Origin of the sequence: Enterobacter sp. 342 (assembly GCF_036663495.1) — a bacterium.
Classification (GTDB): Bacteria; Pseudomonadota; Gammaproteobacteria; order Enterobacterales; family Enterobacteriaceae; genus Enterobacter.
In genome coordinates, this window is record NZ_JAWUEI010000025.1 from 1 (window position 1) to 22,075 (window position 22,075).

Below are 22,075 nucleotides of genomic sequence, written 5' to 3' on the forward strand. Positions count from 1 at the left end.
GAGTCCGGTACAATACCGAACTCAGGCCATGTCAGCCGCCAGTTAAGAAAGTGTCCAATATATGGGGTTCACTTCACGGGGCGGCCTTAACGCTACTTGTCCTGCGCTATCGTGGTTAAAGTAACAAACACATCCGGTTCATCACTTTTTACAACGAGTACGCTGGCGACAATGAACGCGATGCATATATAGCGTTTCATTATGCGGTCCCTGCAGCTAACCGCTCCACCGTTCACCACCGGTGATAAGTCGGTGGACACAAGCTCTGTGTGGAGCCTGACTCACGGTTGTGGAAATACCTCTCCCGTGACCGGTGCCCATTTGCGAGATGGCGGAAAGGGACGCTGCATAGTAATCTCCACACGAACGAAGCGTAATCCATTAAAATGGTTTTTAAGAATATATTTATGATCTAAGCATTTGAATATTAGACTTGCAGAAGTATGCTTGGAAACCTCTGTGTGAGAGCTTGAAAACCACCCAACGGACCGCGAATCCCGAGGGACAAAAAAACCGCCACATTGCTGTTGGCGGTTTTTTTATTGCTGTGTGTAATCTTTGTATCAGTAGAAATCGCAGGTCGCTTTCTCTGCCTGGTCCATCCACACCGGCTTCTCGCTGGTTTTCGCCCAGACGCGGTGCAGATAGCTGTAAAAACGTGCGCGATCTTTCCAGAACAGCATCACCGGCAGAGCCAGCACACCAGCCACTACGGCGAAAGTGCGACGCATGAAAACGATATGAGCCGGAAACTCTTTATAAAGATCCATATTTTTCTCCCCTATAGTTGGCCGGAAACGTCATCCGGAAAATTCAAAATCTGTGACTTGGATAAAATAATATCGCTTTGTTTGTAATTTTACTACTCATCCGACCACTTATTTTTATCCGTTTAGTGAAAATTTACACTCGCGCCGTAATTAAGTTACAAAAAAGTTAACAGTTTACTTATCAATGGTTAAATTGTGGGCTTTGTCATTTTTATACTTTTTTTACACCCGCCCTCCCCATTTTTGCGAAATCTTTGCGCCAGAAATCCTACCGTTAACACAACAACAAAAGTCACCCGGAGGTGGATTGTGAGTGCAGGTCTTATTGCCGGCATCGTGCTGGTGTTCCTGTTATTGGGTTATCTGGTTTATGCCCTGATTAATGCGGAGGCATTCTGATGGCTGCTCAGGCGTTTTTGCTTATTGCCAGCTTCTTAGTGGTATTGTTCGTTCTGGCAAGGCCACTGGGAACAGGACTGGCACGGCTGATCAACAACGTACCTTTGCCGGGCACGGGAAGCGTTGAAAAAGGGATCTGGCGTGTACTGGGAGTTCGTGATCAGGAAATGAACTGGCGTCAATATCTGACAGCCATTCTGCTGCTGAATATCGTTGGGCTTATTGCCCTTTTTGCCATGCTGATGTTGCAGGGTATCCTGCCGTTCAATCCGCAACAATTACCAGGCCTGTCCTGGCATCTTGCGTTGAACACGGCAGTCAGCTTTGTCACCAATACCAACTGGCAATCCTATGCCGGTGAAACCACGCTCAGCTATTTCAGCCAGATGGTCGGTTTAACCGTGCAGAACTTCCTCTCGGCGGCCACAGGTATCGCCGTTATCTTCGCGCTGACGCGTGCTTTTGCACGTCAAAAAATCAGTACGTTGGGTAACGCCTGGGTGGACCTGACGCGCATCACGCTGTGGATCCTGCTGCCGATTGCTCTGCTGATCGCGCTGTTCTTTATTCAGCAAGGCACCCTGCAAAACGTGCTGCCTTACGCGCCTTATACCTCACTGGAAGGTGCAAAACAGCTCCTGCCGATGGGGCCGGTAGCATCGCAGGAAGCCATTAAGATGCTCGGAACGAACGGTGGCGGCTTCTTTAATGCTAACTCGTCTCATCCGTTTGAAAACCCAACCGCCTTGACCAATTTTGTGCAGATACTGGCGATTTTCCTGATCCCTGCCGCACTCTGCTTTGCCTTTGGTGATGTGGTCAATGATCGACGTCAGGGACGTACGCTGCTGTGGACCATGTCGCTGATCTTCGTGGTCTGTGTTGCGCTGGTCATGTGGGCAGAATGGCAGGGTAATCCGCATTTCCTCTCACTGGGTGCTGATAGCGCGATCAACATGGAAGGTAAGGAGAGCCGCTTTGGCATTCTCGCCAGTAGCCTGTATGCCGTCGTCACCACAGCGGCATCCTGCGGGGCGGTAAATGCTATGCATGATTCCTTTACGGCACTGGGTGGCATGATCCCAATGTGGCTGATGCAGATAGGCGAAGTGGTATTTGGCGGGGTAGGTTCTGGTCTTTACGGCATGCTGCTGTTTGTGCTGCTGGCGGTGTTTATTGCCGGTCTGATGATTGGACGAACCCCGGAATATCTCGGTAAAAAAATCGACGTTCGCGAGATGAAATTAACTGCACTGGCGATTCTGGTCACCCCTGCTCTCGTGCTGCTCAGCGCGGCGCTGGCGCTGATGACCGAAGCCGGACGCAGCGGCATCTTTAATCCAGGTATTCACGGTTTTAGCGAAGTGCTGTATGCCGTCTCCTCTGCCGCTAACAACAACGGTAGCGCCTTTGCCGGCTTGAGCGCCAACTCGCCATTCTGGAACTGCCTGCTGGCGTTCTGCATGTTCTTTGGTCGCTTTGGCGTCATTGTGCCGGTCATGGCCATTGCCGGATCGCTGGTGAGTAAAAAAATTCAACCGACCACCACTGGCACATTGCCGACCCACGGCGCGCTGTTTATCGGCCTGTTGACAGGCACCGTGTTGCTGGTCGGCGCCCTGACCTTTATCCCCGCCCTCGCGTTAGGCCCGGTCGCGGAATTCCTCTCTTTACGCTGATTTTGCGGAGAAATTGTCATGAGTCGTAAACAACTGGCCCTGCTCGAACCGTCATTAGTTCGCCAGGCGCTTATGGATGCGGTGAAAAAGTTGAGTCCGCGCGTCCAGTGGCACAACCCGGTGATGTTTATTGTCTGGGCGGGCAGTGTTCTGACCACCGCCCTGGCGATTGCCATGGGAACTGGCCACATGCCGGGAAATACGATGTTTACCGGCGCCATCAGCCTGTGGCTGTGGTTTACCGTGCTATTTGCCAACTTTGCAGAAGCATTGGCGGAAGGCCGGAGTAAAGCGCAGGCCAACAGCCTGAAAGGGGTAAAAAAGACCGCCTTCGCGCGCAAGTTGCGTGAACCGAAATACGGTGCACAGATGGATCACGTTCCGGCGGATGAACTGCGTAAGGGTGATGTGGTACTGGTGGAAGCCGGCGACATTATCCCTTGTGACGGTGAAGTGATTGAAGGCGGCGCATCTGTGGATGAAAGCGCCATCACCGGTGAATCCGCGCCGGTTATCCGTGAGTCCGGCGGTGATTTCGCCTCCGTGACGGGCGGGACGCGCATTCTCTCTGACTGGCTGGTGATCCAGTGTAGCGTTAACCCAGGGGAAACGTTCCTCGACCGGATGATCGCCATGGTAGAAGGCGCGCAGCGTCGTAAAACACCTAACGAAATCGCACTGACCATTCTGCTCGTGGCCTTGACGATCGTCTTCCTGCTGGCAACCGCGACGCTGTGGCCGTTCTCCGCCTACGGTGGCACTGCGGTGACCATTACCGTTCTGGTGGCGCTGCTGGTCTGCTTGATCCCAACCACGATTGGCGGCCTGTTGTCGGCTATCGGTGTGGCAGGTATGAGCCGTATGCTTGGTGCCAACGTCATCGCTACCAGTGGACGTGCCGTTGAAGCCGCTGGTGACGTGGATGTGTTGCTGCTGGATAAAACCGGGACCATTACCCTCGGCAACCGCCAGGCATCTGAGTTTTTACCTGCCCCAGGCGTGGATGAAAAAACGCTGGCAGATGCCGCGCAACTCTCTTCTCTTGCCGATGAAACACCGGAAGGCCGCAGTATCGTGATTCTCGCCAAGCAGCGCTTTAACCTGCGCCAGCGCGACGTTCAGAGTCTGCATGCCACTTTCGTGCCCTTCACCGCGCAAACCCGCATGAGTGGGATTAACATTCAGGATCGCATGATCCGTAAAGGCTCCGTTGATGCCATTCGTCGCCATATTGAAGCCAACAACGGTCATTTCCCACCGGAAGTAGACAACCTGGTTGAGAGTGTTGCGCGTCAGGGTGCCACACCGCTGGTGGTGGCAGAGGGAGCGCATGTTCTGGGGGTGATTGCCCTGAAGGATATCGTCAAAGGCGGCATCAAAGAACGTTTTGCCCAGTTGCGTAAAATGGGGATCAAAACGGTGATGATCACCGGGGACAACCGTCTTACTGCCGCGGCGATTGCCGCCGAAGCGGGAGTCGATGATTTTCTTTCCGAAGCAACACCGGAAGCCAAACTGGCATTAATCCGCCAGTACCAGGCGGAAGGTCGTCTGGTGGCAATGACCGGGGACGGCACCAACGATGCCCCTGCCCTGGCGCAGGCCGACGTGGCAGTGGCGATGAACTCCGGTACCCAGGCGGCAAAAGAAGCGGGCAACATGGTCGATCTCGACTCTAACCCGACCAAGCTAATTGAAGTGGTGCACATCGGCAAACAGATGCTGATGACGCGCGGTTCGTTGACCACGTTCAGTATCGCCAATGACGTGGCAAAATATTTCGCCATTATTCCGGCCGCATTTGCTGCGACCTATCCACAACTGAATGCACTGAATGTGATGCACCTGCACTCTCCGGCCTCGGCCATTCTGAGCGCAGTGATCTTTAACGCCTTGATTATTGTCTTCCTGATCCCGCTGGCGCTGAAAGGCGTGAGCTATAAACCGCTCACTGCGGCCGCCATGCTGCGCCGCAACCTGTGGATTTACGGCCTGGGCGGACTGGTGGTGCCCTTCATCGGCATCAAGGTTATCGACCTGCTGTTGACGCTGTTCGGCCTGGTTTAAAAGGTGAATCAAATGACGATGTTACGCCCCGCTATACTTCTGTTTATTCTGCTGTCTCTTATTACTGGCGGGCTGTATCCGCTGGTGACCACCGCGCTGGGCCAGTGGTGGTTTAAGGATCAGGCCAATGGCTCGCTGATTATGCAAAACGGTGAAAATCGCGGTTCGCGCCTGATTGGACAGAACTTTACGGATGCCCGTTACTTCCAGGGACGCCCTTCCGCCACTGCTGAAAGCCCGTATAATCCGATGGCTTCCGGCGGCAGCAACCTGGCAGGCAGCAACCCAGAGCTGGACAAAGCCGTCGCTGAACGAGTGGCAGCCCTGCGCACCGCCAATCCGCAGGCCAGCCGTGAGGTTCCCGTGGAACTGGTGACGGCCTCTGCCAGCGGGCTGGACTATAGCCTGACGCCAGCAGCAGTGGCATGGCAGATCCCGCGCGTCGCCGCTGCCCGTCAGTTGACCGTCGAGCAGGTCAGCCAGCTGGTTGCTGAGCACACGCAGAAACCACTGGTCAGTTTCATCGGCATGCCTGTGGTAAATATTGTTGAGCTGAATCTGGCGCTGGACGCGCTAAGGAAAAACTAAATGACCGACGAGCCCATGCGCCCGGATCCGGACAGGCTGCTAGAACAGACGGCTGAAGCCCATCGTGGCAAATTGAAAATCTTCTTCGGCGCCTGTGCAGGCGTCGGGAAAACCTTTGCCATGCTGACAGAAGCCCAGCGGCTTCGGGCACAGGGGCTCGATATTCTGATCGGCGTGGTGGAAACCCACGGACGCAAGGAGACAGCGTCACTGCTGAAGGGGCTGGCTACCCAGCCGCCCCGACGCATTAGCCACCGTGGTCGGTTAGTCACCGAATTCGATCTCGATGCCGCCCTCGCCCGTCGTCCCGCGCTTATCCTGATGGATGAACTGGCGCACAGCAATGCGCCAGGCTCACGCCATCCGAAACGCTGGCAGGATGTTGAAGAGTTACTTGAAGCCGGTATTGATGTTTTCACCACGGTAAATGTTCAGCACCTCGAAAGCCTGAACGACGTGGTCAGTGGCGTGACCGGTATTCAGGTACGTGAGACCGTGCCTGATCCTTTCTTCGATTCCGCGGACGAAGTGGTGCTGGTCGACCTTCCGCCTGATGATTTGCGCCAGCGCCTGCACGAAGGCAAAGTCTATATCGCCGGCCAGGCCGAGCGCGCCATCGAACATTTCTTCCGCAAAGGCAACCTGATTGCCCTGCGCGAACTGGCTTTACGCCGAACCGCTGACCGTGTTGACGATCAGATGCGTGCCTGGCGTGATCTGCAAGGCCAGGAACGCGTCTGGCATACGCGGGATGCCATCCTCCTGTGTATAGGTCACGGCAGCGGCAATGAAAAACTTGTCCGCACCGCCGCTCGCCTTGCGGCCAAATTTGGCAGTATCTGGCATGCCGTGTATGTCGAAACGCCGCAGCTTCACGCGCTACCTGAAAACCAGCGCCGGGCAATTCTGAGTTCGCTGCGCCTGGCCCAGGAGCTGGGCGCGGAAACGGCGACCCTGTCCGATCCTCAGGAAGATAAAGCTATTCTGCGCTACGCACGTGAGCACAACCTGGGGAAAATCGTGATTGGTCGTCGCCAGCATCGTCGCTGGTTTAGCCGCGAATCTTTTGCCGACAAACTGGCCCGCCGTGCACCCGATCTTGATCTGGTGGTCGTGGCGCTGGATGACAAACCCACGCCGTTACCCAACCGCGCGCCTGACAGCCGAACCTTTGCTGATAAATGGCGAATTCAGCTTCGCGGTTGCTTTGTCGCCGTGATGCTTTGCGCCCTGATTACCGTGATTGCCAGCCAGTGGCTGATTGCCTTCGACGCCGCTAACCTGGTGATGATTTATCTTCTCGGCGTGGTGGTGGTGGCGCTCTTTTACGGACGCTGGCCGTCAGTACTGGCGACAGTGATTAATGTCATCAGCTTTGATCTGTTCTTTATTGCCCCCAAGGGAACGCTTGCTGTGTCGGATGTGCAATACATCCTGACCTTTGCCGTGATGCTTACTGTCGGGCTGGTGATCGGTAATTTGACAGCGGGTGTACGCTATCAGGCGCGTATTGCCCGTTATCGCGAACAACGCACGCGTCATCTCTATGAGATGTCGAAATCGCTGGCGGTGGGCCGCACACCGCTGGATATCGTGCAGACCAGCGAGCAGTTTATTCGCTCGACGTTTCATGCCAGCAACCTGATTTTACTCCCGGACGAACACGGCAAGTTGCGCCCACTGACGTCGGCCTCAGGCATGACCCCCTGGGATGAAGCCATCGCGCGTTGGAGCTTTGACAAGGGGTTACCTGCAGGCGCGGGGACAGACACCCTGCCCGGCGTGCCTTATCAAATTTTGCCGCTGCGCAGTGCCGATAAAAACCAGGGGTTGGTTATCGTTGAGCCGTCAAATCTGCGTCAACTGATGATCCCTGAGCAGCAACGACTGCTGGAAACCTTTACGCTGCTGGTTGCCAGCGCACTGGAACGGCTGGCGCTGACTGCCAGCGAAGAACAGGCTCGTCTGGCAAGCGAGCGTGAGAGTATTCGTAACTCATTGCTTGCGGCGCTCTCTCACGATCTGCGGACCCCGCTCACCGTCCTGTTTGGTCAGTCAGAAATCCTGACCCTGGATTTGGCGGCAGAAGGGTCAAAACATGCCCTTCAGGCCAGTGAGATCCGTCAGCATGTACTGAATACCACGCGTCTGGTGAATAACCTGCTTGATATGGCGCGTATTCAGTCAGGCGGATTTAACCTCAAAAAAGAGTGGCTCACGCTCGAAGAGGTGGTTGGTAGCGCGCTGAAAATGCTGGAGCCAGGCCTTGGCGGGCGCCATATTGCGTTGAACATGCCCGAACCGCTTACCTTAATTCACGTTGATGGTCCGCTGTTTGAACGGGTGCTGATCAACTTGCTGGAAAATGCCGGTAAGTATGCGGGATCCAGCGCCCAGATTGGGGTCGATGCGACAGTGGAAGATCAGACGCTTCGTCTTGAAGTCTGGGATACCGGGCCAGGTATTCCTGCCGGACAAGAGCTGGCCATTTTCGAAAAATTCGCGCGTGGCAATAAGGAGTCGGCCATTCCGGGCGTTGGGCTGGGTCTGGCCATTTGCCAGGCGATTATTGATGTCCATGGCGGGACCATTTCCGCAGAGAACCGTCCGGATGGGGGGGCGCGTTTTTGTGTTACACTTCCTCTGGAAACCCCACCAGAACTTAATGAATTACCAGAGGATTTGTGATCAACGTTCTGATTGTTGAAGATGAGATCGCCATTAGCCGGTTTCTGCGTGCTGCGCTGGAAGGAGATGGCTTGCGCGTTCATGATGCCGGCACACTCCAGCGAGGGTTGATTGAAGCCGCCACGCGCAAGCCGGACCTGGTGATACTCGATCTGGGGTTGCCGGATGGTGACGGTATCGATTTTATCCGTGAAGTACGTCAATGGAGCCAGATGCCCATTCTGGTGCTTTCAGCACGTACTGAAGAGACGGATAAAATCGCGGCGCTGGACGCCGGAGCAGATGACTACCTTATTAAACCTTTCGGCATAGGCGAGCTCCAGGCTCGCCTTCGTGTGGCGCTGCGTCGTCACAGCGCCACCACGCCCGCCGATCCCACCTACACGTTTGGTGATATCCAGGTTGACCTTGCCGCCCGGCGCATTGTGCGTGGTGAGGAGGAGATCCATCTTACCCCAATAGAATTTCGACTGCTTGCCGTGTTGCTCAATAACCACGGGAAGGTGCTCACCCAACGCCAACTACTGAGCCAGGTGTGGGGGCCAAATGCCGTGGAGCATAGTCACTATTTACGCATATATATGGGACACCTTCGTCAGAAACTCGAAGTCGACCCCGCTCGCCCTCGTCATTTATTAACTGAAACCGGTATCGGTTATCGGTTTATGCTTTGAATAATTATTCATTTTATTTATAAATAAAAATAAGCTCGCTTATTAAATATTCGAAAAATAACCCTATGGTTATTTTTCTGTCTTATTTTTGCCCATTCAAAACATTAATAACACAACCCATTAACGCATAACCAACAAATCAGCATTTTGATTTGCGATATTCATCAAAAACGAATATTTATTTCTGATTTGATCGGTTAATGGTGATCTTCTTCACAGTTCATTGCCCTTTCCTGGATAAAATGACCATGCTTTCAATTACTGAAAGGAAAATGAAACATGGAAAACAATAATCGCTTAATGCCCCATATAAGGCGGACAACACATATCATGATGTTTGCCCACCGAAACTGCTTTGACTTTCATCTCTTTAATGCCCGGTAGTCCTTCGACTTCTGGCGCACCCGCTTACAGGTCATCCTGAAACTCGTTTATTTACAGGCAATTGTCTGTGAACCCGTGCGCTTATTCATCTTAATTCAGACTCATCTGCAACCGGGCAGACTGAATTTCAATCATCAAAAAGCAATTCACTGATTTTAATCAGCGGTCACTCTTTGCTTTTTTTCCGGAAAATTATCGATTTCTTTTTTACAGGGAATCGAGGGACTTCTATTACCTAAAATAAAGAGAGAAAAATGAAAAATTTAAAAATCGCAGCCAGCCGTGCATGCCCGGATTGCTTTACCACCCAGCGTGAACTCGTGGATGTCAGAGCCTCTGATTATATTGATGTTGCCGCTATTGTTCTGGCGGTCAGCGATATTTCCAGCGGCATTCTGGAAGAAATAGAAGCCACCGGGTTTGGCATTCCTGTTTTTGTCGCAACGCACAAAGAAGAGATCATCCCGGCAGACTATTTATCGCGCATTCACGGCGTTTTCGAACATTCAGACACCAGCAACGACTATTATGGACGTCAACTGGAAGCGGCGGCCCAGAAGTATGAAACCCAGTTGCGCCCACCGTTTTTCCGCGCCCTGGTTGACTACGTGAAACAGGGCAACAGTGCATTTGACTGCCCGGGGCATCAGGGTGGGCAGTTCTTCCGCCGCCATCCTGCCGGTAATCAGTTTGTCGATTTCTTTGGCGAGACGCTCTTCCGTTCCGATCTGTGCAACGCCGACGTAGCGATGGGCGATCTGCTGATCCATGAAGGTGCACCGTGCATTGCACAGCAACATGCGGCGAAAGTCTTTAATGCTGATAAGACCTACTTCGTGCTGAATGGAACGTCATCATCCAACAAAGTGGTGCTTAACGCCCTGCTCACCCCTGGCGACCTGGTCCTGTTCGACCGTAACAACCATAAATCGAACCATCACGGTGCCCTCCTCCAGGCAGGTGCAACACCGGTCTATCTGGAAACTGCGCGTAACCCGTACGGCTTTATCGGGGGTATTGACGCCCACTGCTTTGAAGAGAGTTATCTGCGCGAGCTGGTATCAGAAGTCGCACCAGGCAGAGCACGTGATGCACGTCCGTTCCGCCTGGCTGTGATCCAGCTAGGTACTTACGATGGCACCATTTATAACGCTCGCCAGGTGGTGGATAAGATTGGCCCTCTGTGTGACTACATCCTGTTTGACTCGGCCTGGGTAGGTTACGAGCAGTTTATTCCGATGATGGCCGACTGCTCTCCACTGCTGCTGGAACTGAACGAAAACGACCCGGGCATTCTGGTGACCCAGTCCGTGCATAAACAGCAGGCTGGCTTCTCGCAAACCTCGCAGATCCACAAGAAAGACAGTCACATCAAAGGTCAACAGCGCTATGTGCCCCATAAGCGTCTGAATAATGCCTTTATGATGCACGCCTCCACCAGCCCGTTCTATCCGCTGTTTGCCGCACTGGATATCAACGCTCGCATGCATGAAGGCCAGAGTGGCCGCAACATGTGGATGGACTGCGTGGTCACCGGTATCGAAGCGCGTAAGCTGATCCTGCAGAACTGTCAGTATCTGCGTCCATTCGTGCCAGATATGGTGGATGGTCGTCCGTGGGAAAGCTGGGAGACGGCGGAAATCGCTACCGATCTGCGCTTCTTCCATTTTGTTCCCGGTGAGAACTGGCATGCTTTTGAGGGCTACGCCGAACATCAATATTTTATCGATCCGTGCAAACTGCTGCTGACCACGCCAGGCATTAACGCGCGTACCGGCGAGTATGAGGATTTCGGGGTACCTGCCACAATCCTTGCCAACTTCCTGCGTGAAAACGGCATTGTGCCGGAGAAATGTGACCTCAACTCGATCCTGTTCCTGCTCACCCCAGCAGAGGATATGGGCAAGCTCCAGCAACTGGTGGCACAGCTGGTGCGCTTCGAAAAACTGCTCGAGAGCGATGTTCCGCTGAAAGACGTCCTGCCTTCTCTTTACAAACAACATCCTGAGCGTTACGCAGATTACACCCTGCGCCAGATTTGCCAGGAGATGCATGACCTGTATGCCCGTCACAACGTGAAACAGCTGCAAAAAGAGATGTTCCGCAAATCTCACTTCCCACGCGTGATGATGAACCCACAAGACGCGAACTACGCCTATCTGCGCGGTGAAGTTGAACTGGTGTCCCTGCGCGACGCGGAAGGTCGCATCGCCGCCGAAGGTGCACTCCCTTATCCACCAGGAGTGTTGTGTGTTGTCCCAGGGGAAGTCTGGGGCGGTTCCGTACTGCGCTACTTTGCTGCACTGGAAGAAGGCATCAACCTTCTGCCGGGCTTCGCACCGGAACTGCAGGGTGTGTATGTCGAGGAGTGTGAAGGTCGCAAAGAGGTTCGTTGCAACGTCATCAAACAACCCACCGCTCAGCCTGCACTGCTGAAAGGAGAAAAATTATGAGTAAATCCAATAAAATGGGCGTGGTGCAGCTGACCATCCTCACCATGGTGAACATGATGGGGTCAGGGATCATCATGCTGCCGACCAAGCTTGCAGAAGTGGGAACCATTTCGATTATCTCCTGGCTGGTGACCGCCGTAGGGTCAATGGCACTGGCATGGGCCTTTGCCAAATGCGGGATGTTCAGCCGCAAGTCAGGCGGGATGGGGGGCTATGCAGAATACGCCTTTGGTAAGTCAGGCAACTTTATGGCCAACTATACCTATGGTGTGTCATTGCTGATCGCCAACGTGGCGATTGCCATTTCCGCTGTGGGTTACGGTACGGAGCTGTTTGGTGCCACTCTGAGCCCGGTACAAATTGGGCTGGCGACCATCGGTGTGCTGTGGATCTGCACCGTGGCTAACTTTGGCGGTGCGCGTATCACCGGGCAACTCAGCAGCATCACTGTCTGGGGCGTGATTATCCCGGTTGTTGGCCTGTGCATCATTGGCTGGTTCTGGTTTAGCCCAACGCTGTATGCTAATTCCTGGAACCCTCACCATGTACCGTTCTTTACCGCAGTGGGTTCTTCCATTGCCATGACGCTTTGGGCATTCCTCGGTCTGGAATCTGCCTGCGCGAATGCGGAAGTGGTTGAGAACCCTGAGAAGAACGTCCCGATTGCGGTCCTTGGCGGAACGCTGGGCGCGGCGGTGATCTATATCGTCTCGACTAACGTGATTGCCGGGATTGTGCCAAACATGGATCTGGCTAACTCTACGGCGCCGTTTGGTCTGGCCTTCGCGCAGATGTTCACCCCGGAAGTCGGGAAAGTGATCATGGGTCTGATGGTCATGTCCTGCTGCGGTTCACTCCTCGGCTGGCAGTTCACCATCGCTCAGGTCTTTAAATCCTCGGCTGACGAAGGGTATTTCCCGAAAATCTTCTCCCGCGTCACCAAAGCGGATGCACCGGTGCAGGGCATGCTGGCGATTGTCATCTTCCAGAGTGGATTATCGCTGATGACCATTAGCCCGTCGCTGAACAGCCAGTTCAACGTGCTGGTTAACCTGGCGGTCGTGACGAACATCATTCCGTATATTCTGTCGATGGCGGCGCTGGTGATTATTCAGAAGGTGGCGAAGGTGGATCCACGCAAAGCGCGGGCGGCCAATATCGTGGCGCTGATTGGGGCAATCTACAGCTTCTATGCACTCTACTCATCCGGCCAGGAAGCGATGCTTTACGGCGCAATGGTCACCTTTATGGGCTGGACGCTGTACGGTCTGGTGTCACCACGGTTCGAGTTAAAGAATAAGCACAGCTAAAAAAAAGGGAGCCATTCGGCTCCCTTTTTCATTCTTACGCGTTTTTCAACACTTCACTGACAATCTCTACCGCTTCTTTCTCAATCTGCTGACGATGTTCAGCGCCGAGGAAGCTTTCGCAATAGATCTTGTACGCATCTTCGGTACCGGATGGACGCGCGGCGAACCAGCCATTTTCAGTCATCACTTTCAGACCGCCAATAGAGGCTCCGTTACCCGGTGCAGCCGTCAGGCGTGCAGTGATCGGGTCGCCAGCCAGCGTGCTCGCACTGACCATCTCCGGAGAGAGTTTGGACAGGGCGGCTTTCTGAGCTGAAGTCGCGCTAGCCTGGATACGGTTATAGCTTGGTGCACCAAAGCGTGCAGCCAGCTCATTGTAGTGTTCCTGCGGGTTTTTACCGGTGACAGCGGTAATTTCCGCCGCCAGCAGGCACATAATGATGCCGTCTTTATCGGTTGACCATGGCGTGCCGTCGAAACGCAGGAAAGATGCCCCCGCGCTCTCTTCACCGCCAAAGCCGAAGCTGCCGTCATGCAGACCGTCAACAAACCATTTGAAACCAACAGGCACTTCCACCAGCTTACGACCCAGCGCGTCGACCACACGGTCGATCATCGCAGAGGAGACCAGCGTTTTACCCACAGCAACCTCTTTGCCCCACTGCGGACGGTGCTGGAACAGGTAGTTAATCGCCACCGCCAGGTAATGGTTCGGGTTCATCAGCCCTGCCGGGGTGACGATACCATGACGGTCGTAATCCGGGTCATTGGCAAATGCCAGATCAAATTTGTCGCGCAGCGCCAGCAGGCCCGCCATTGCACATTCTGAGGAGCAGTCCATACGGATTGCACCGTCTTTATCCAGATGCATAAAGCGGAAGGTCTGATCGACGTGATCGTTCACGATGGTCAGATCCAACTTGTAATGCTCAGCAATGCGTTTCCAGTATTCAATACCGGAGCCACCGAGCGGATCCACACCCAGTTTCAGACCGGCTTTCTGAATCGCCGCCATGTCGACGATATCCGCCAGCCCTTCAATAAACGGCTGCACCAGATCCTGCTCTTTCACATGACCAGATGCCATCGCAGCATCCAGAGAAATACGTTTCACACCTTTCAGGTCATCTGCTAACAAGGCGTTAGCACGATCTTCCACCACTTTGGTGACGTTAGTATCAGCCGGGCCGCCATTAGGCGGGTTGTATTTGATACCACCGTCTTCCGGCGGGTTATGGGATGGCGTGATAACGATCCCGTCAGCCAGAGCGCCCCCTTTCTTGTTGTGCACAAGAATGGCGTTAGACACCGCAGGCGTTGGCGTGAATCCGTTATTCTCCTGAATAATCACATCAACGCCGTTTGCAGCCAGCACTTCCAGAACAGAAATGAATGCCGGCTCAGACAAAGCATGGGTATCTTTTCCCACATAGCATGGACCGGTAACGCCATTTTTGGCGCGCTCTTCCGCAATGGCCTGAGCAATGGCCAGAATGTGCGGTTCGTTAAAGCTATGGCGCGCCGCGCTACCGCGGTGACCAGATGTACCAAACTTCACGGCGTGTTCTGCATTGCCCACAACCGGCTTCAGAACGTAATACTGCGCGGTCAGCTGAGCGACATTAATCAAATCGCTTTGTTGTGCAGGTTGGCCTGCACGGCTGTGATTTGCCATTACCGGGTCCTTCTGATGCAAGGGTTAAATTGTACCGCAAACCTTTTCAATCAATTCCGCCGGGAACTGCATAGACTGCATGATGTGTTCAATCATGCTGCACTTGCGGCCCGTATTGGTATTGGTGATCACCCAGTACGGAGTGCCAGGGACATGTTTGGGTTTGGTTTGATTGCCATTTTGCAGCAGCGTCTGCTCGTCACCCGCGAAATAGACGCGAGTACGACCGTGCAGCGACTCGGTCGCTTCAGCAAACGCTTTGTTATCCAGTGAGTAGAGTGTAGACAGCACCAGCATAAAGCGGTTAACCGCCTTTTTTTGCTCCGCATATTCATCGGACAGCAGCAGCTCGCGCATCGCCCGCACTTTATCTTTTGCCGGTGTCACGGCAGGTTTTGCTTGTGCAACAACGCTCGGCTGAGACACGACATCTTTGGTAACTGGGGTGACAGGCTGTGAAACGGCGGAAATTTTAAGCATGCGCCGTAAAATGTCGGACGCGCTCTCCCCGATATGCCGCGTCTGGCTGGCAATATACTGATAGAGTTCGTCATCAACTTCGATTGTTTTCATCTTAATCCAGTGCGATATCTTATCTGAATACAAGTCATTGGGATTATAAGGTCAAATCCCAACAGCGGATAGCGTCAAACCAGGTTGGCGGCAAAAGTCAGATTAAACTGGAACCTTGCAGCCGGGCGGCAGAATGGTCAACATGATACCCTAACCTGACATACGTAAAAAAAGAACTTTGCCATGAAATTGAATACCCGAGCGCAAACTGCACAATCGCCGAACAATAATTCTCCCATCGTACTGGTTCACGGACTTTTTGGCAGCCTGGATAACCTGGGCGTGCTGGCGCGCGATCTGGTTAGCGATCACGACATTTTGCAAGTCGACATGCGCAATCACGGTCTTTCAGGGCGCTCAGAAGAGATGACCTACGCGGCAATGGCGCAGGATCTGCTGGATACGCTGGATGCCAACAACCTGCAAAAAGTCACCCTCATCGGGCATTCAATGGGCGGTAAAGCGGTGATGGCCCTGACGGCGCTGGCACCTGAGAGAATTCAGGGTCTGGTGGTGATCGATGTTGCTCCGGTGGATTACGACGTTCGCCGCCATGACGAAATTTTCGCGGCGATCAACGCGGTAACAGCGGCTGGTGCCGCAACGCGTCAACAAGCGGCTGCCGTCATGCGTGAGCATCTTGATGAAGAGGGTGTCGTGCAGTTCCTGCTGAAGTCATTTGTTGACGGACAATGGCGTTTTAACGTGCCAGTGCTCTGGGAGCAGTACAACAATATCGTAGGCTGGGAAACGGTACCTGCCTGGCCGCACCCTACCCTCTTTATTCGTGGCGGCAACTCGCCTTACGTCACCGACGCGTACCGCGACGCATTGCTGGCACAATTCCCGCAGGCTCGTGCCCATGTCATCGCCGGGGCTGGACACTGGGTTCACGCGGAAAAACCTGACGCCGTATTGCGCGCCATTCGCCGCTATCTTGCTGATACTGCAAATTGATTAAAAAGAGAGCGACTGGAAGGCTGCAGGCTTCCAGTCGTTGGCGTGCCGTTTTTGGTGATGTATGATGGCGCGCTTATCGCCCGGGCATTAGCAGGGCGGCTTGTTTCCCCCGAAGTCTCAGAATCATGGCCAAAGAACAAACGGACCGTACGACACTAGATCTGTTCGCGAATGAGCGTCGCCCGGGACGACCGAAAACGAATCCGCTTTCGCGCGATGAACAGCTGCGTATCAATAAACGCAATCAGCTTAAACGCGATAAAAATCGTGGGCTTAAGCGTGTCGAACTGAAGCTCAACGCCGACGCCGTCGATGCGCTTAACGAGCTGGCTGAGGCACGTAATATCAGTCGCAGCGAGCTCATTGAAGAGATGTTGATCGCTCAACTTGAGACATTGCGCAGCCAGGCATAAGTCTGAAAATCCCCTTTATCACCTTTTTCATGTAGCACAGAGTGCAGTCCTGCGCGATAGCTGTTTCCGCAGGGTTGCCAGTTCTGCTATTATTGCCCTTATCCGTGGCCGAATTGCGCCACCATACTATTAAGTTTCAAGAGGTTATTTTACTCATGGCAATCATCGGCATTTTCTTCGGCAGTGATACCGGCAATACCGAAAACATCGCAAAAAACATTCAAAAACAGCTCGGTAAAGACGTTGCTGATGTGCATGACATCGCCAAGAGCAGCAAAGAAGATCTCGAAGGCTATGACATTCTGCTGCTGGGTATTCCAACCTGGTACTACGGTGAAGCCCAGTGCGACTGGGATGATTTCTTCCCGACGCTGGAAGAAGTTGATTTCAACGGCAAACTGGTTGCTCTGTTTGGCTGTGGCGATCAGGAAGACTACGCGGAATATTTCTGTGATGCGCTGGGTACCATCCGCGACATCATTGAGCCAAATGGTGCGGTTATCGTCGGCCACTGGCCAACGGCGGGCTACCACTTTGAAGCCTCTAAAGGCCTGGCTGATGATGATCATTTCGTGGGTCTGGCCATCGACGAAGACCGCCAGCCAGAACTGACCGCAGAACGCGTTGAGAAATGGGTTAAGCAGATCCGTGAAGAACTGCACCTGGATGATATTCTTAACGCCTGATTTTTATCGTGGCGCAACTGCGGTTGCGCCCGAGCCTCAGGTCGTACCGATTAAATTAATTGCTACAATCTTTTAACTTTTTCGCCCAGACCTGTACAATGTCTCCCTGATAAAATGTGGTTTCTATTGAGCAAGTTTGTCGGTGATACCCCATTTTTATAAGCATATTTTGCCTGAGACTTGCTGTTTTCATTTAGACATGGCAGTTCTATAATGAGACGCATTATCCAAGGTGCATTTTCTGTCACTTCCTACAGAAGTGATTCGTTTAGCAACAGGACAGATTCCGCATGACTGACAACAATACCGCATTAAAGAAGGCTGGCCTGAAAGTTACGCTTCCTCGGTTAAAAATCCTTGAAGTGCTTCAGGGTCCAGACAATCACCATGTCAGTGCGGAAGACCTTTATAAACGCCTTATTGACATGGGTGAAGAAATTGGGCTCGCTACCGTCTATCGCGTGCTGAACCAGTTTGATGACGCGGGCATTGTTACCCGTCATAATTTCGAAGGCGGTAAATCTGTATTCGAACTGACCCAGCAACAGCACCACGATCACCTGATCTGCCTCGACTGTGGCAAGGTCATTGAATTTAGCGATGACTCCATCGAAGCGCGTCAGCGTGAAATCGCGGCTCGTCATGGCATCCGCCTGACCAACCACAGCCTGTACCTGTATGGTCACTGTGCTGAAGGTGATTGCCGCGAAGACGATCACGCGCACGACGCTAAATAACTCAAGCTTTCATACTCTGAGCCAGCCGTAAGGTTGGCTTTTTTTTGCCTGCTATTTGACGCAAAAAAGCCCGGTAGCGTTGTGCTACCGGGCATAATGACAGCAAATTATTTGCTGTTGTTACTGCGGATCTCTTTCCAGATCTGGTCGCAACGCTTCGCCACTTCCTGATCGTTTCCGGTTTTACGTGCCTGAATACAGGCCTGGTAATCCATCACGCGAACGTTTTCCTGTGTGGCGAACTGCTCATGTGCCTTCTCTTTCTTCAGCACATTCAGCACGCTCTGACAGGCTTCGATCTTCTCCGGCGAGCCTTCCGCCGTGTTGATGCAGGCGCTATACGCCTCTTTAAGACGCGAGTCCTCTTTCGGTGCCTGCTCCTGCGCACACCCCACCAGCCCCGCAGCCAGCAACGCGACGATTACGATATTTTTCATCATGTTCAGTCTCCATTAGAAGATGGTGAATGGAGCGATAACCATGAATTTCACGTCACGCTCATCCTGGAAGATGTTGCCGTAACCGCCCGCATAGCTCGGAATGTCGGAGTGATTGTCATACTGGGTGAAGTGCAGTTTGAACATCGTGCCTTTAGCGCGGCCGTCCTGCAGGGTATAGATGGCATCCAGGCTGTAAGAAGACTCTTTCAGGCGATAGTTTGGATCGTAGTAAGCATCCGGTGTGGCCATATCTGCAGGTTTTGCATCCCAGGCATAAGCGTACGATGCGCCCACCGCCCAGCCAGGCAGATTCCAGTTTTTCAGGTCATACATTGCACCGAAGAACACCGCTTTTTCGCCGTCGGCGTTGAAGTCAGAGCGGTTATCCCACCAGATATCAAGACGACCGTTAGACGATGCATAGGTTGGGGTCATACGCTGCAGGAAGTACCCCTGCTGCCCTTCTGCCTTCACCCATGTCCCTTCCAGGCGCAAATCAACCTGACCGACTTTGTAGCCGAAGGTGAGAGCCTGCAACCACGCGGTGCCGTCATAGATATCATTGACGCCACCATTACTGACTTTATCGCGCGTACCGTAGAACTGGTAGCTGGTGCTCAGTGGGCTACCCGCGATATCAAATTTATAGCTGGCCTTGGCAAGGTACTGATCGATGTAACCTTGAGCCTGGCCGAATGCCGCCTCAAGTACCAGGTCGTTTTTAAAATCGTATTTAGCACCTACTGAATGGAGGTAATCTACTTTGGTTTTCTTATCGTTCTGGTAGAACTTGTCCATTTCGATATGCCATGGTGCTTTGTACTCGTTGGTCCACATATAGGAGAAGCTCAACGCACCTGCATCACCGTAATCAAAGTTGGCACCCGCTTCCGCCCCCTGGTAAGTACCCGGCATAAAGCTCCAGTGTGGTGCTAACAATGTCTGACCGGTTGGCTGAATATAACCACCGCGCGCCCATACCGGGCCGTATTTGAATTTCGCTGCTGCCTTATACAAGCTGATACCGCTTTTATCTCCGGACCAGTCTTCTTTATAGGCTTTATTACTGGAAGAGAACGCAATTTCGTTTGGGTGGGCACTGTCGCCGTTTTCTGCCATTTCAATTGCCGTGAATGCAGCAATATCCAGACCAAACATATCGGCAGCATAACCAGACTGGAAATCCAGATTGGCGTTCCAGGTGGAGTGAGAAAGGTTGGTTTTGTATTTATCTTCAGTGACGTCTTTACGATCACGCTCACGCTGCCAGTAGTAGATCCCCCCTGTGAGGGTTGAGTCATCAATAAAACCTGCTGCCTTCGCCTCTGGTGCAATCACCAGACCCGACATTGCTGTCACACCGGCAATAGCCAGCGCCAGCGCACTACGTTTGCCACTGAACGTACGCATAGATTATTCCTCTTTGACGAATTAAAACGCCTTAAACGGCGAAAAATATAAAAGACCTAATGGTCAGGGGTAGTTAGAAATACCCTCGAATTAACTACCGCCTTTAGGTTATTTTTCGCGACGCGAATTATCAATGCTTTTCAGCGAACAAAAGTCAGGATTATGACGAAGTGCACATAATTGGTAGTGATTTGTAACATCTGTACCAATGCGAGGATTTACAGGGAATAACGCGTATTTTGAGGGTGCGTCGACCGTTTATTCTGTGTATTTTTTGTCCTTAAGGCTATTCGTAAATATTGAAACTTTTTTTGAGTAAAATAAGTAGCACCTCATTGACCTGAATTTCGCACATACCTTATTTGAGCTGCGCGTTAATGGCCTGATCGTTAAATAAAAAAACGCCGCTTATCGCGGCGTTTGTCTCTCATTGACCAGAATGGCAATATTATTCGCCGATCTTAGCCCAGGTGTCACGCAGACCAACAGTACGGTTAAACACCGGTTTTTCCGCCGTGCTGTAACGGCTATCCAGGCAGAAGTAACCTTCGCGTTCGAACTGGAACGCTTTACCCGCTTCAGCCGCTTTTAAAGACGGCTCTACATAACCCTGTTTAATCACCAGAGATTCCTGGTTGATCGTCGCCAGGAAGTCTTCGGCAGCACCAGGGTTAGGGACACTGAACAGACGATCGTACAAGCGAATTTCAACAGGCACCGCGTGTGCAGCGCTTACCCAATGGATAACGCCTTTCACTTTGCGGCCATCTGCCGGATCTTTGCTCAGGGTTTCAGCATCATAAGAACAGAAGATGGTAGTGATATTACCCTCCGCATCTTTCTCTACGCGCTCGGCCTTGATGACGTAGGCATTACGCAGACGCACCTCTTTACCCAATACCAGGCGCTTGTACTGCTTGTTCGCTTCTTCGCGGAAGTCAGCACGATCGATCCAGATTTCAGCGCTGAACGGTACGTCACGGCTACCCATTTCCGGTTTACTCGGATGGTTAGGCATGGACACCAGCTCGCTTTCACCCTGCGGGTAGTTTTCGATAACCAGTTTCACTGGGTCGATAACCGCCATTGCGCGCGGTGCGTTTTCGTTGAGATCTTCGCGAATGCAGGATTCCAGGGACGCCATTTCAATGGTGTTATCCTGCTTAGTCACACCGATGCGTTTGCAGAACTCACGAATAGAAGCCGCGGTGTAACCACGACGACGCAGACCAGAGATGGTCGGCATACGCGGATCGTCCCAGCCTTCAACATGCTTGTCGGTCACCAGCAGGTTCAGCTTACGCTTGGACATCACGGTGTATTCCAGATTCAGACGAGAGAACTCGTACTGACGTGGATGTACAGGGATAGTGATGTTATCCAGTACCCAGTCGTACAGACGACGGTTGTCCTGGAACTCCAGCGTACACAGAGAGTGAGTAATGCCTTCCAGCGCATCGCTGATGCAGTGAGTGAAGTCGTACATCGGGTAGATGCACCACTTGTTACCGGTCTGGTGGTGTTCCGCAAACTTAATGCGGTACAGCACCGGGTCGCGCATCACGATGAACGGAGATGCCATGTCGATTTTGGCACGCAGACAGGCTTTGCCTTCTTCGAAACCACCGGCACGCATTTTTTCAAACAGCGCCAGGTTCTCTTCCACGCTGCGATCGCGGTATGGGCTGTTTTTGCCCGGCGCGGTCAGCGAGCCGCGGTATTCACGGATCTCATCGGCAGACAGCTCGTCGACGTACGCCAGACCTTTGTTAATCAGCTCTACTGCATAGGCATACAGCTGATCAAAATAGTCAGAGGAGTAGCAGATGTCGCCAGACCAGTTGAAGCCCAGCCATTGCACGTCGTTCTTGATGGACTCAACGTATTCGATGTCTTCTTTTACTGGGTTGGTGTCATCGAAACGCAGGTTGCACTGCCCCTGGTAGTCCTGGGCAATGCCAAAGTTCAGGCAGATAGATTTCGCGTGACCAATATGCAGGTAACCGTTCGGCTCCGGCGGGAAACGCGTATGAATTGTGGTGTGCTTACCACTGGCCAGATCTTCATCGATGATCTGACGAATAAAGTTACTCGGGCGGGCTTCTGCCTCACTCATCGTGGATTCCTCAAAGCGTAAACAACGTATAACGGCATATGATCTTATAAGCC

19 protein-coding genes are annotated in these 22,075 nt (G+C 52.8%); 13 read left to right on the plus strand and 6 right to left on the minus strand.

Features of this window, described 5'->3' with window-relative positions; genetic code table 11:
- Positions 1–563: 563 nt before the first annotated feature.
- Entirely contained in the window at positions 564–770 is a 207-nt protein-coding gene (locus V6E55_RS18075; RefSeq protein WP_028019445.1) for a YbfA family protein, read from the minus strand.
- A 309-nt stretch (positions 771–1,079) separates the two neighbouring features.
- Between V6E55_RS18075 and kdpF the strand changes: the two genes are divergently transcribed.
- The 9 genes from kdpF (at position 1,080) to potE (ending at position 13,012) form a co-directional block, all read left to right on the plus strand.
- On the plus strand, positions 1,080–1,169 hold the full coding sequence (gene kdpF / locus V6E55_RS18080) for a K(+)-transporting ATPase subunit F (RefSeq protein ID WP_014069365.1): 90 nt from the start codon (positions 1,080–1,082) through the stop codon (positions 1,167–1,169).
- Positions 1,169–2,848: a potassium-transporting ATPase subunit KdpA gene (gene kdpA, locus V6E55_RS18085; RefSeq protein ID WP_316943526.1), complete on the plus strand. Its 1,680-nt coding sequence runs from the start codon at positions 1,169–1,171 to the stop codon at positions 2,846–2,848. Before kdpF ends, kdpA begins: the two co-directional genes overlap by 1 nt.
- 18 nt (positions 2,849–2,866) lie before the next feature.
- On the plus strand, positions 2,867–4,915 hold the full coding sequence (gene kdpB / locus V6E55_RS18090; protein ID WP_114980070.1) for a potassium-transporting ATPase subunit KdpB: 2,049 nt from the start codon (positions 2,867–2,869) through the stop codon (positions 4,913–4,915).
- A 12-nt stretch (positions 4,916–4,927) separates the two neighbouring features.
- Positions 4,928–5,503, plus strand: coding sequence for a potassium-transporting ATPase subunit KdpC (kdpC, locus tag V6E55_RS18095; protein WP_114980069.1), 576 nt, complete (start codon positions 4,928–4,930; stop codon positions 5,501–5,503).
- Positions 5,504–8,191 (plus strand): two-component system sensor histidine kinase KdpD, encoded by a 2,688-nt coding sequence (gene kdpD, locus V6E55_RS18100; protein ID WP_236921269.1) that lies wholly within the window; start codon positions 5,504–5,506, stop codon positions 8,189–8,191. It begins immediately after the preceding gene.
- Positions 8,188–8,865 carry a two-component system response regulator KdpE gene (gene kdpE / locus V6E55_RS18105; RefSeq protein ID WP_028019450.1) on the plus strand — a complete coding sequence of 226 codons (678 nt, stop codon included), beginning with the start codon at positions 8,188–8,190 and terminating at the stop codon, positions 8,863–8,865. Before kdpD ends, kdpE begins: the two co-directional genes overlap by 4 nt.
- 279 nt (positions 8,866–9,144) lie before the next feature.
- Positions 9,145–9,249: a leader peptide SpeFL gene (gene speFL / locus V6E55_RS18110; RefSeq protein ID WP_003858645.1), complete on the plus strand. Its 105-nt coding sequence runs from the start codon at positions 9,145–9,147 to the stop codon at positions 9,247–9,249.
- 254 nt (positions 9,250–9,503) lie between these two features.
- Positions 9,504–11,702 (plus strand): ornithine decarboxylase SpeF, encoded by a 2,199-nt coding sequence (gene speF, locus V6E55_RS18115; RefSeq protein WP_114980067.1) that lies wholly within the window; start codon positions 9,504–9,506, stop codon positions 11,700–11,702.
- Positions 11,699–13,012, plus strand: a complete 1,314-nt coding sequence (potE, locus tag V6E55_RS18120) for a putrescine-ornithine antiporter (protein WP_014831099.1) — start codon at positions 11,699–11,701, stop codon at positions 13,010–13,012. Before speF ends, potE begins: the two co-directional genes overlap by 4 nt.
- A 34-nt stretch (positions 13,013–13,046) precedes the next feature.
- On the opposite strand, the gene pgm is transcribed toward potE, so the two are convergent.
- Together pgm and seqA are read right to left on the minus strand one after the other, a co-directional pair.
- Positions 13,047–14,687, minus strand: coding sequence for a phosphoglucomutase (alpha-D-glucose-1,6-bisphosphate-dependent) (gene pgm, locus V6E55_RS18125; RefSeq protein WP_129996440.1), 1,641 nt, complete (start codon positions 14,685–14,687; stop codon positions 13,047–13,049).
- Between the two features lie 24 nt (positions 14,688–14,711).
- Positions 14,712–15,260 carry a replication initiation negative regulator SeqA gene (gene seqA / locus V6E55_RS18130; RefSeq protein ID WP_129996441.1) on the minus strand — a complete coding sequence of 183 codons (549 nt, stop codon included), beginning with the start codon at positions 15,258–15,260 and terminating at the stop codon, positions 14,712–14,714.
- A 183-nt stretch (positions 15,261–15,443) separates the two neighbouring features.
- Here seqA and ybfF point away from each other — a divergent pair, with 183 nt between their 5' ends.
- The 4 genes from ybfF (at position 15,444) to fur (ending at position 18,056) form a co-directional block, all read left to right on the plus strand.
- Positions 15,444–16,217, plus strand: a complete 774-nt coding sequence (gene ybfF / locus V6E55_RS18135; protein ID WP_316943531.1) for an esterase — start codon at positions 15,444–15,446, stop codon at positions 16,215–16,217.
- A gap of 128 nt (positions 16,218–16,345) precedes the next feature.
- Positions 16,346–16,633, plus strand: coding sequence for a LexA regulated protein (ybfE, locus tag V6E55_RS18140; RefSeq protein ID WP_014883017.1), 288 nt, complete (start codon positions 16,346–16,348; stop codon positions 16,631–16,633).
- 155 nt (positions 16,634–16,788) lie between these two features.
- Positions 16,789–17,319: a flavodoxin FldA gene (fldA, locus tag V6E55_RS18145; RefSeq protein WP_008501067.1), complete on the plus strand. Its 531-nt coding sequence runs from the start codon at positions 16,789–16,791 to the stop codon at positions 17,317–17,319.
- A gap of 290 nt (positions 17,320–17,609) precedes the next feature.
- The gene (fur, locus tag V6E55_RS18150; protein ID WP_014169146.1) at positions 17,610–18,056 is read left to right on the plus strand and encodes a ferric iron uptake transcriptional regulator; all 447 of its coding nucleotides are present in this window, start codon (positions 17,610–17,612) and stop codon (positions 18,054–18,056) included.
- A 107-nt stretch (positions 18,057–18,163) separates the two neighbouring features.
- On the opposite strand, the gene chiQ is transcribed toward fur, so the two are convergent.
- The 3 genes from chiQ to glnS form a co-directional block, all read right to left on the minus strand.
- Positions 18,164–18,493, minus strand: a complete 330-nt coding sequence (gene chiQ, locus V6E55_RS18155) for a ChiQ/YbfN family lipoprotein (protein WP_114980073.1) — start codon at positions 18,491–18,493, stop codon at positions 18,164–18,166.
- 15 nt (positions 18,494–18,508) lie between these two features.
- Positions 18,509–19,906, minus strand: a complete 1,398-nt coding sequence (gene chiP / locus V6E55_RS18160; RefSeq protein ID WP_236919990.1) for a chitoporin ChiP — start codon at positions 19,904–19,906, stop codon at positions 18,509–18,511.
- A 448-nt stretch (positions 19,907–20,354) separates the two neighbouring features.
- Positions 20,355–22,022, minus strand: a complete 1,668-nt coding sequence (gene glnS / locus V6E55_RS18165; RefSeq protein WP_316943534.1) for a glutamine--tRNA ligase — start codon at positions 22,020–22,022, stop codon at positions 20,355–20,357.
- Positions 22,023–22,075 lie beyond the last annotated feature (53 nt).

What these genes read in the sequence shown, in the direction of transcription:
- V6E55_RS18075 (WP_028019445.1), bottom strand. Translation starts at nt 770, where the DNA reads ATGGATCTTTATAAAGAGTTTCCGGCTCATATCGTTTTCATGCGTCGC.
- kdpA (WP_316943526.1), top strand. Translation starts at nt 1,169, where the DNA reads ATGGCTGCTCAGGCGTTTTTGCTTATTGCCAGCTTCTTAGTGGTATTG.
- kdpB (WP_114980070.1), top strand. Translation starts at nt 2,867, where the DNA reads ATGAGTCGTAAACAACTGGCCCTGCTCGAACCGTCATTAGTTCGCCAG.
- kdpC (WP_114980069.1), top strand. Translation starts at nt 4,928, where the DNA reads ATGACGATGTTACGCCCCGCTATACTTCTGTTTATTCTGCTGTCTCTT.
- kdpD (WP_236921269.1), top strand. Translation starts at nt 5,504, where the DNA reads ATGACCGACGAGCCCATGCGCCCGGATCCGGACAGGCTGCTAGAACAG.
- speFL (WP_003858645.1), top strand. Translation starts at nt 9,145, where the DNA reads ATGGAAAACAATAATCGCTTAATGCCCCATATAAGGCGGACAACACAT.
- speF (WP_114980067.1), top strand. Translation starts at nt 9,504, where the DNA reads ATGAAAAATTTAAAAATCGCAGCCAGCCGTGCATGCCCGGATTGCTTT.
- potE (WP_014831099.1), top strand. Translation starts at nt 11,699, where the DNA reads ATGAGTAAATCCAATAAAATGGGCGTGGTGCAGCTGACCATCCTCACC.
- pgm (WP_129996440.1), bottom strand. Translation starts at nt 14,687, where the DNA reads ATGGCAAATCACAGCCGTGCAGGCCAACCTGCACAACAAAGCGATTTG.
- seqA (WP_129996441.1), bottom strand. Translation starts at nt 15,260, where the DNA reads ATGAAAACAATCGAAGTTGATGACGAACTCTATCAGTATATTGCCAGC.
- ybfF (WP_316943531.1), top strand. Translation starts at nt 15,444, where the DNA reads ATGAAATTGAATACCCGAGCGCAAACTGCACAATCGCCGAACAATAAT.
- ybfE (WP_014883017.1), top strand. Translation starts at nt 16,346, where the DNA reads ATGGCCAAAGAACAAACGGACCGTACGACACTAGATCTGTTCGCGAAT.
- fldA (WP_008501067.1), top strand. Translation starts at nt 16,789, where the DNA reads ATGGCAATCATCGGCATTTTCTTCGGCAGTGATACCGGCAATACCGAA.
- fur (WP_014169146.1), top strand. Translation starts at nt 17,610, where the DNA reads ATGACTGACAACAATACCGCATTAAAGAAGGCTGGCCTGAAAGTTACG.
- chiQ (WP_114980073.1), bottom strand. Translation starts at nt 18,493, where the DNA reads ATGAAAAATATCGTAATCGTCGCGTTGCTGGCTGCGGGGCTGGTGGGG.
- chiP (WP_236919990.1), bottom strand. Translation starts at nt 19,906, where the DNA reads ATGCGTACGTTCAGTGGCAAACGTAGTGCGCTGGCGCTGGCTATTGCC.
- glnS (WP_316943534.1), bottom strand. Translation starts at nt 22,022, where the DNA reads ATGAGTGAGGCAGAAGCCCGCCCGAGTAACTTTATTCGTCAGATCATC.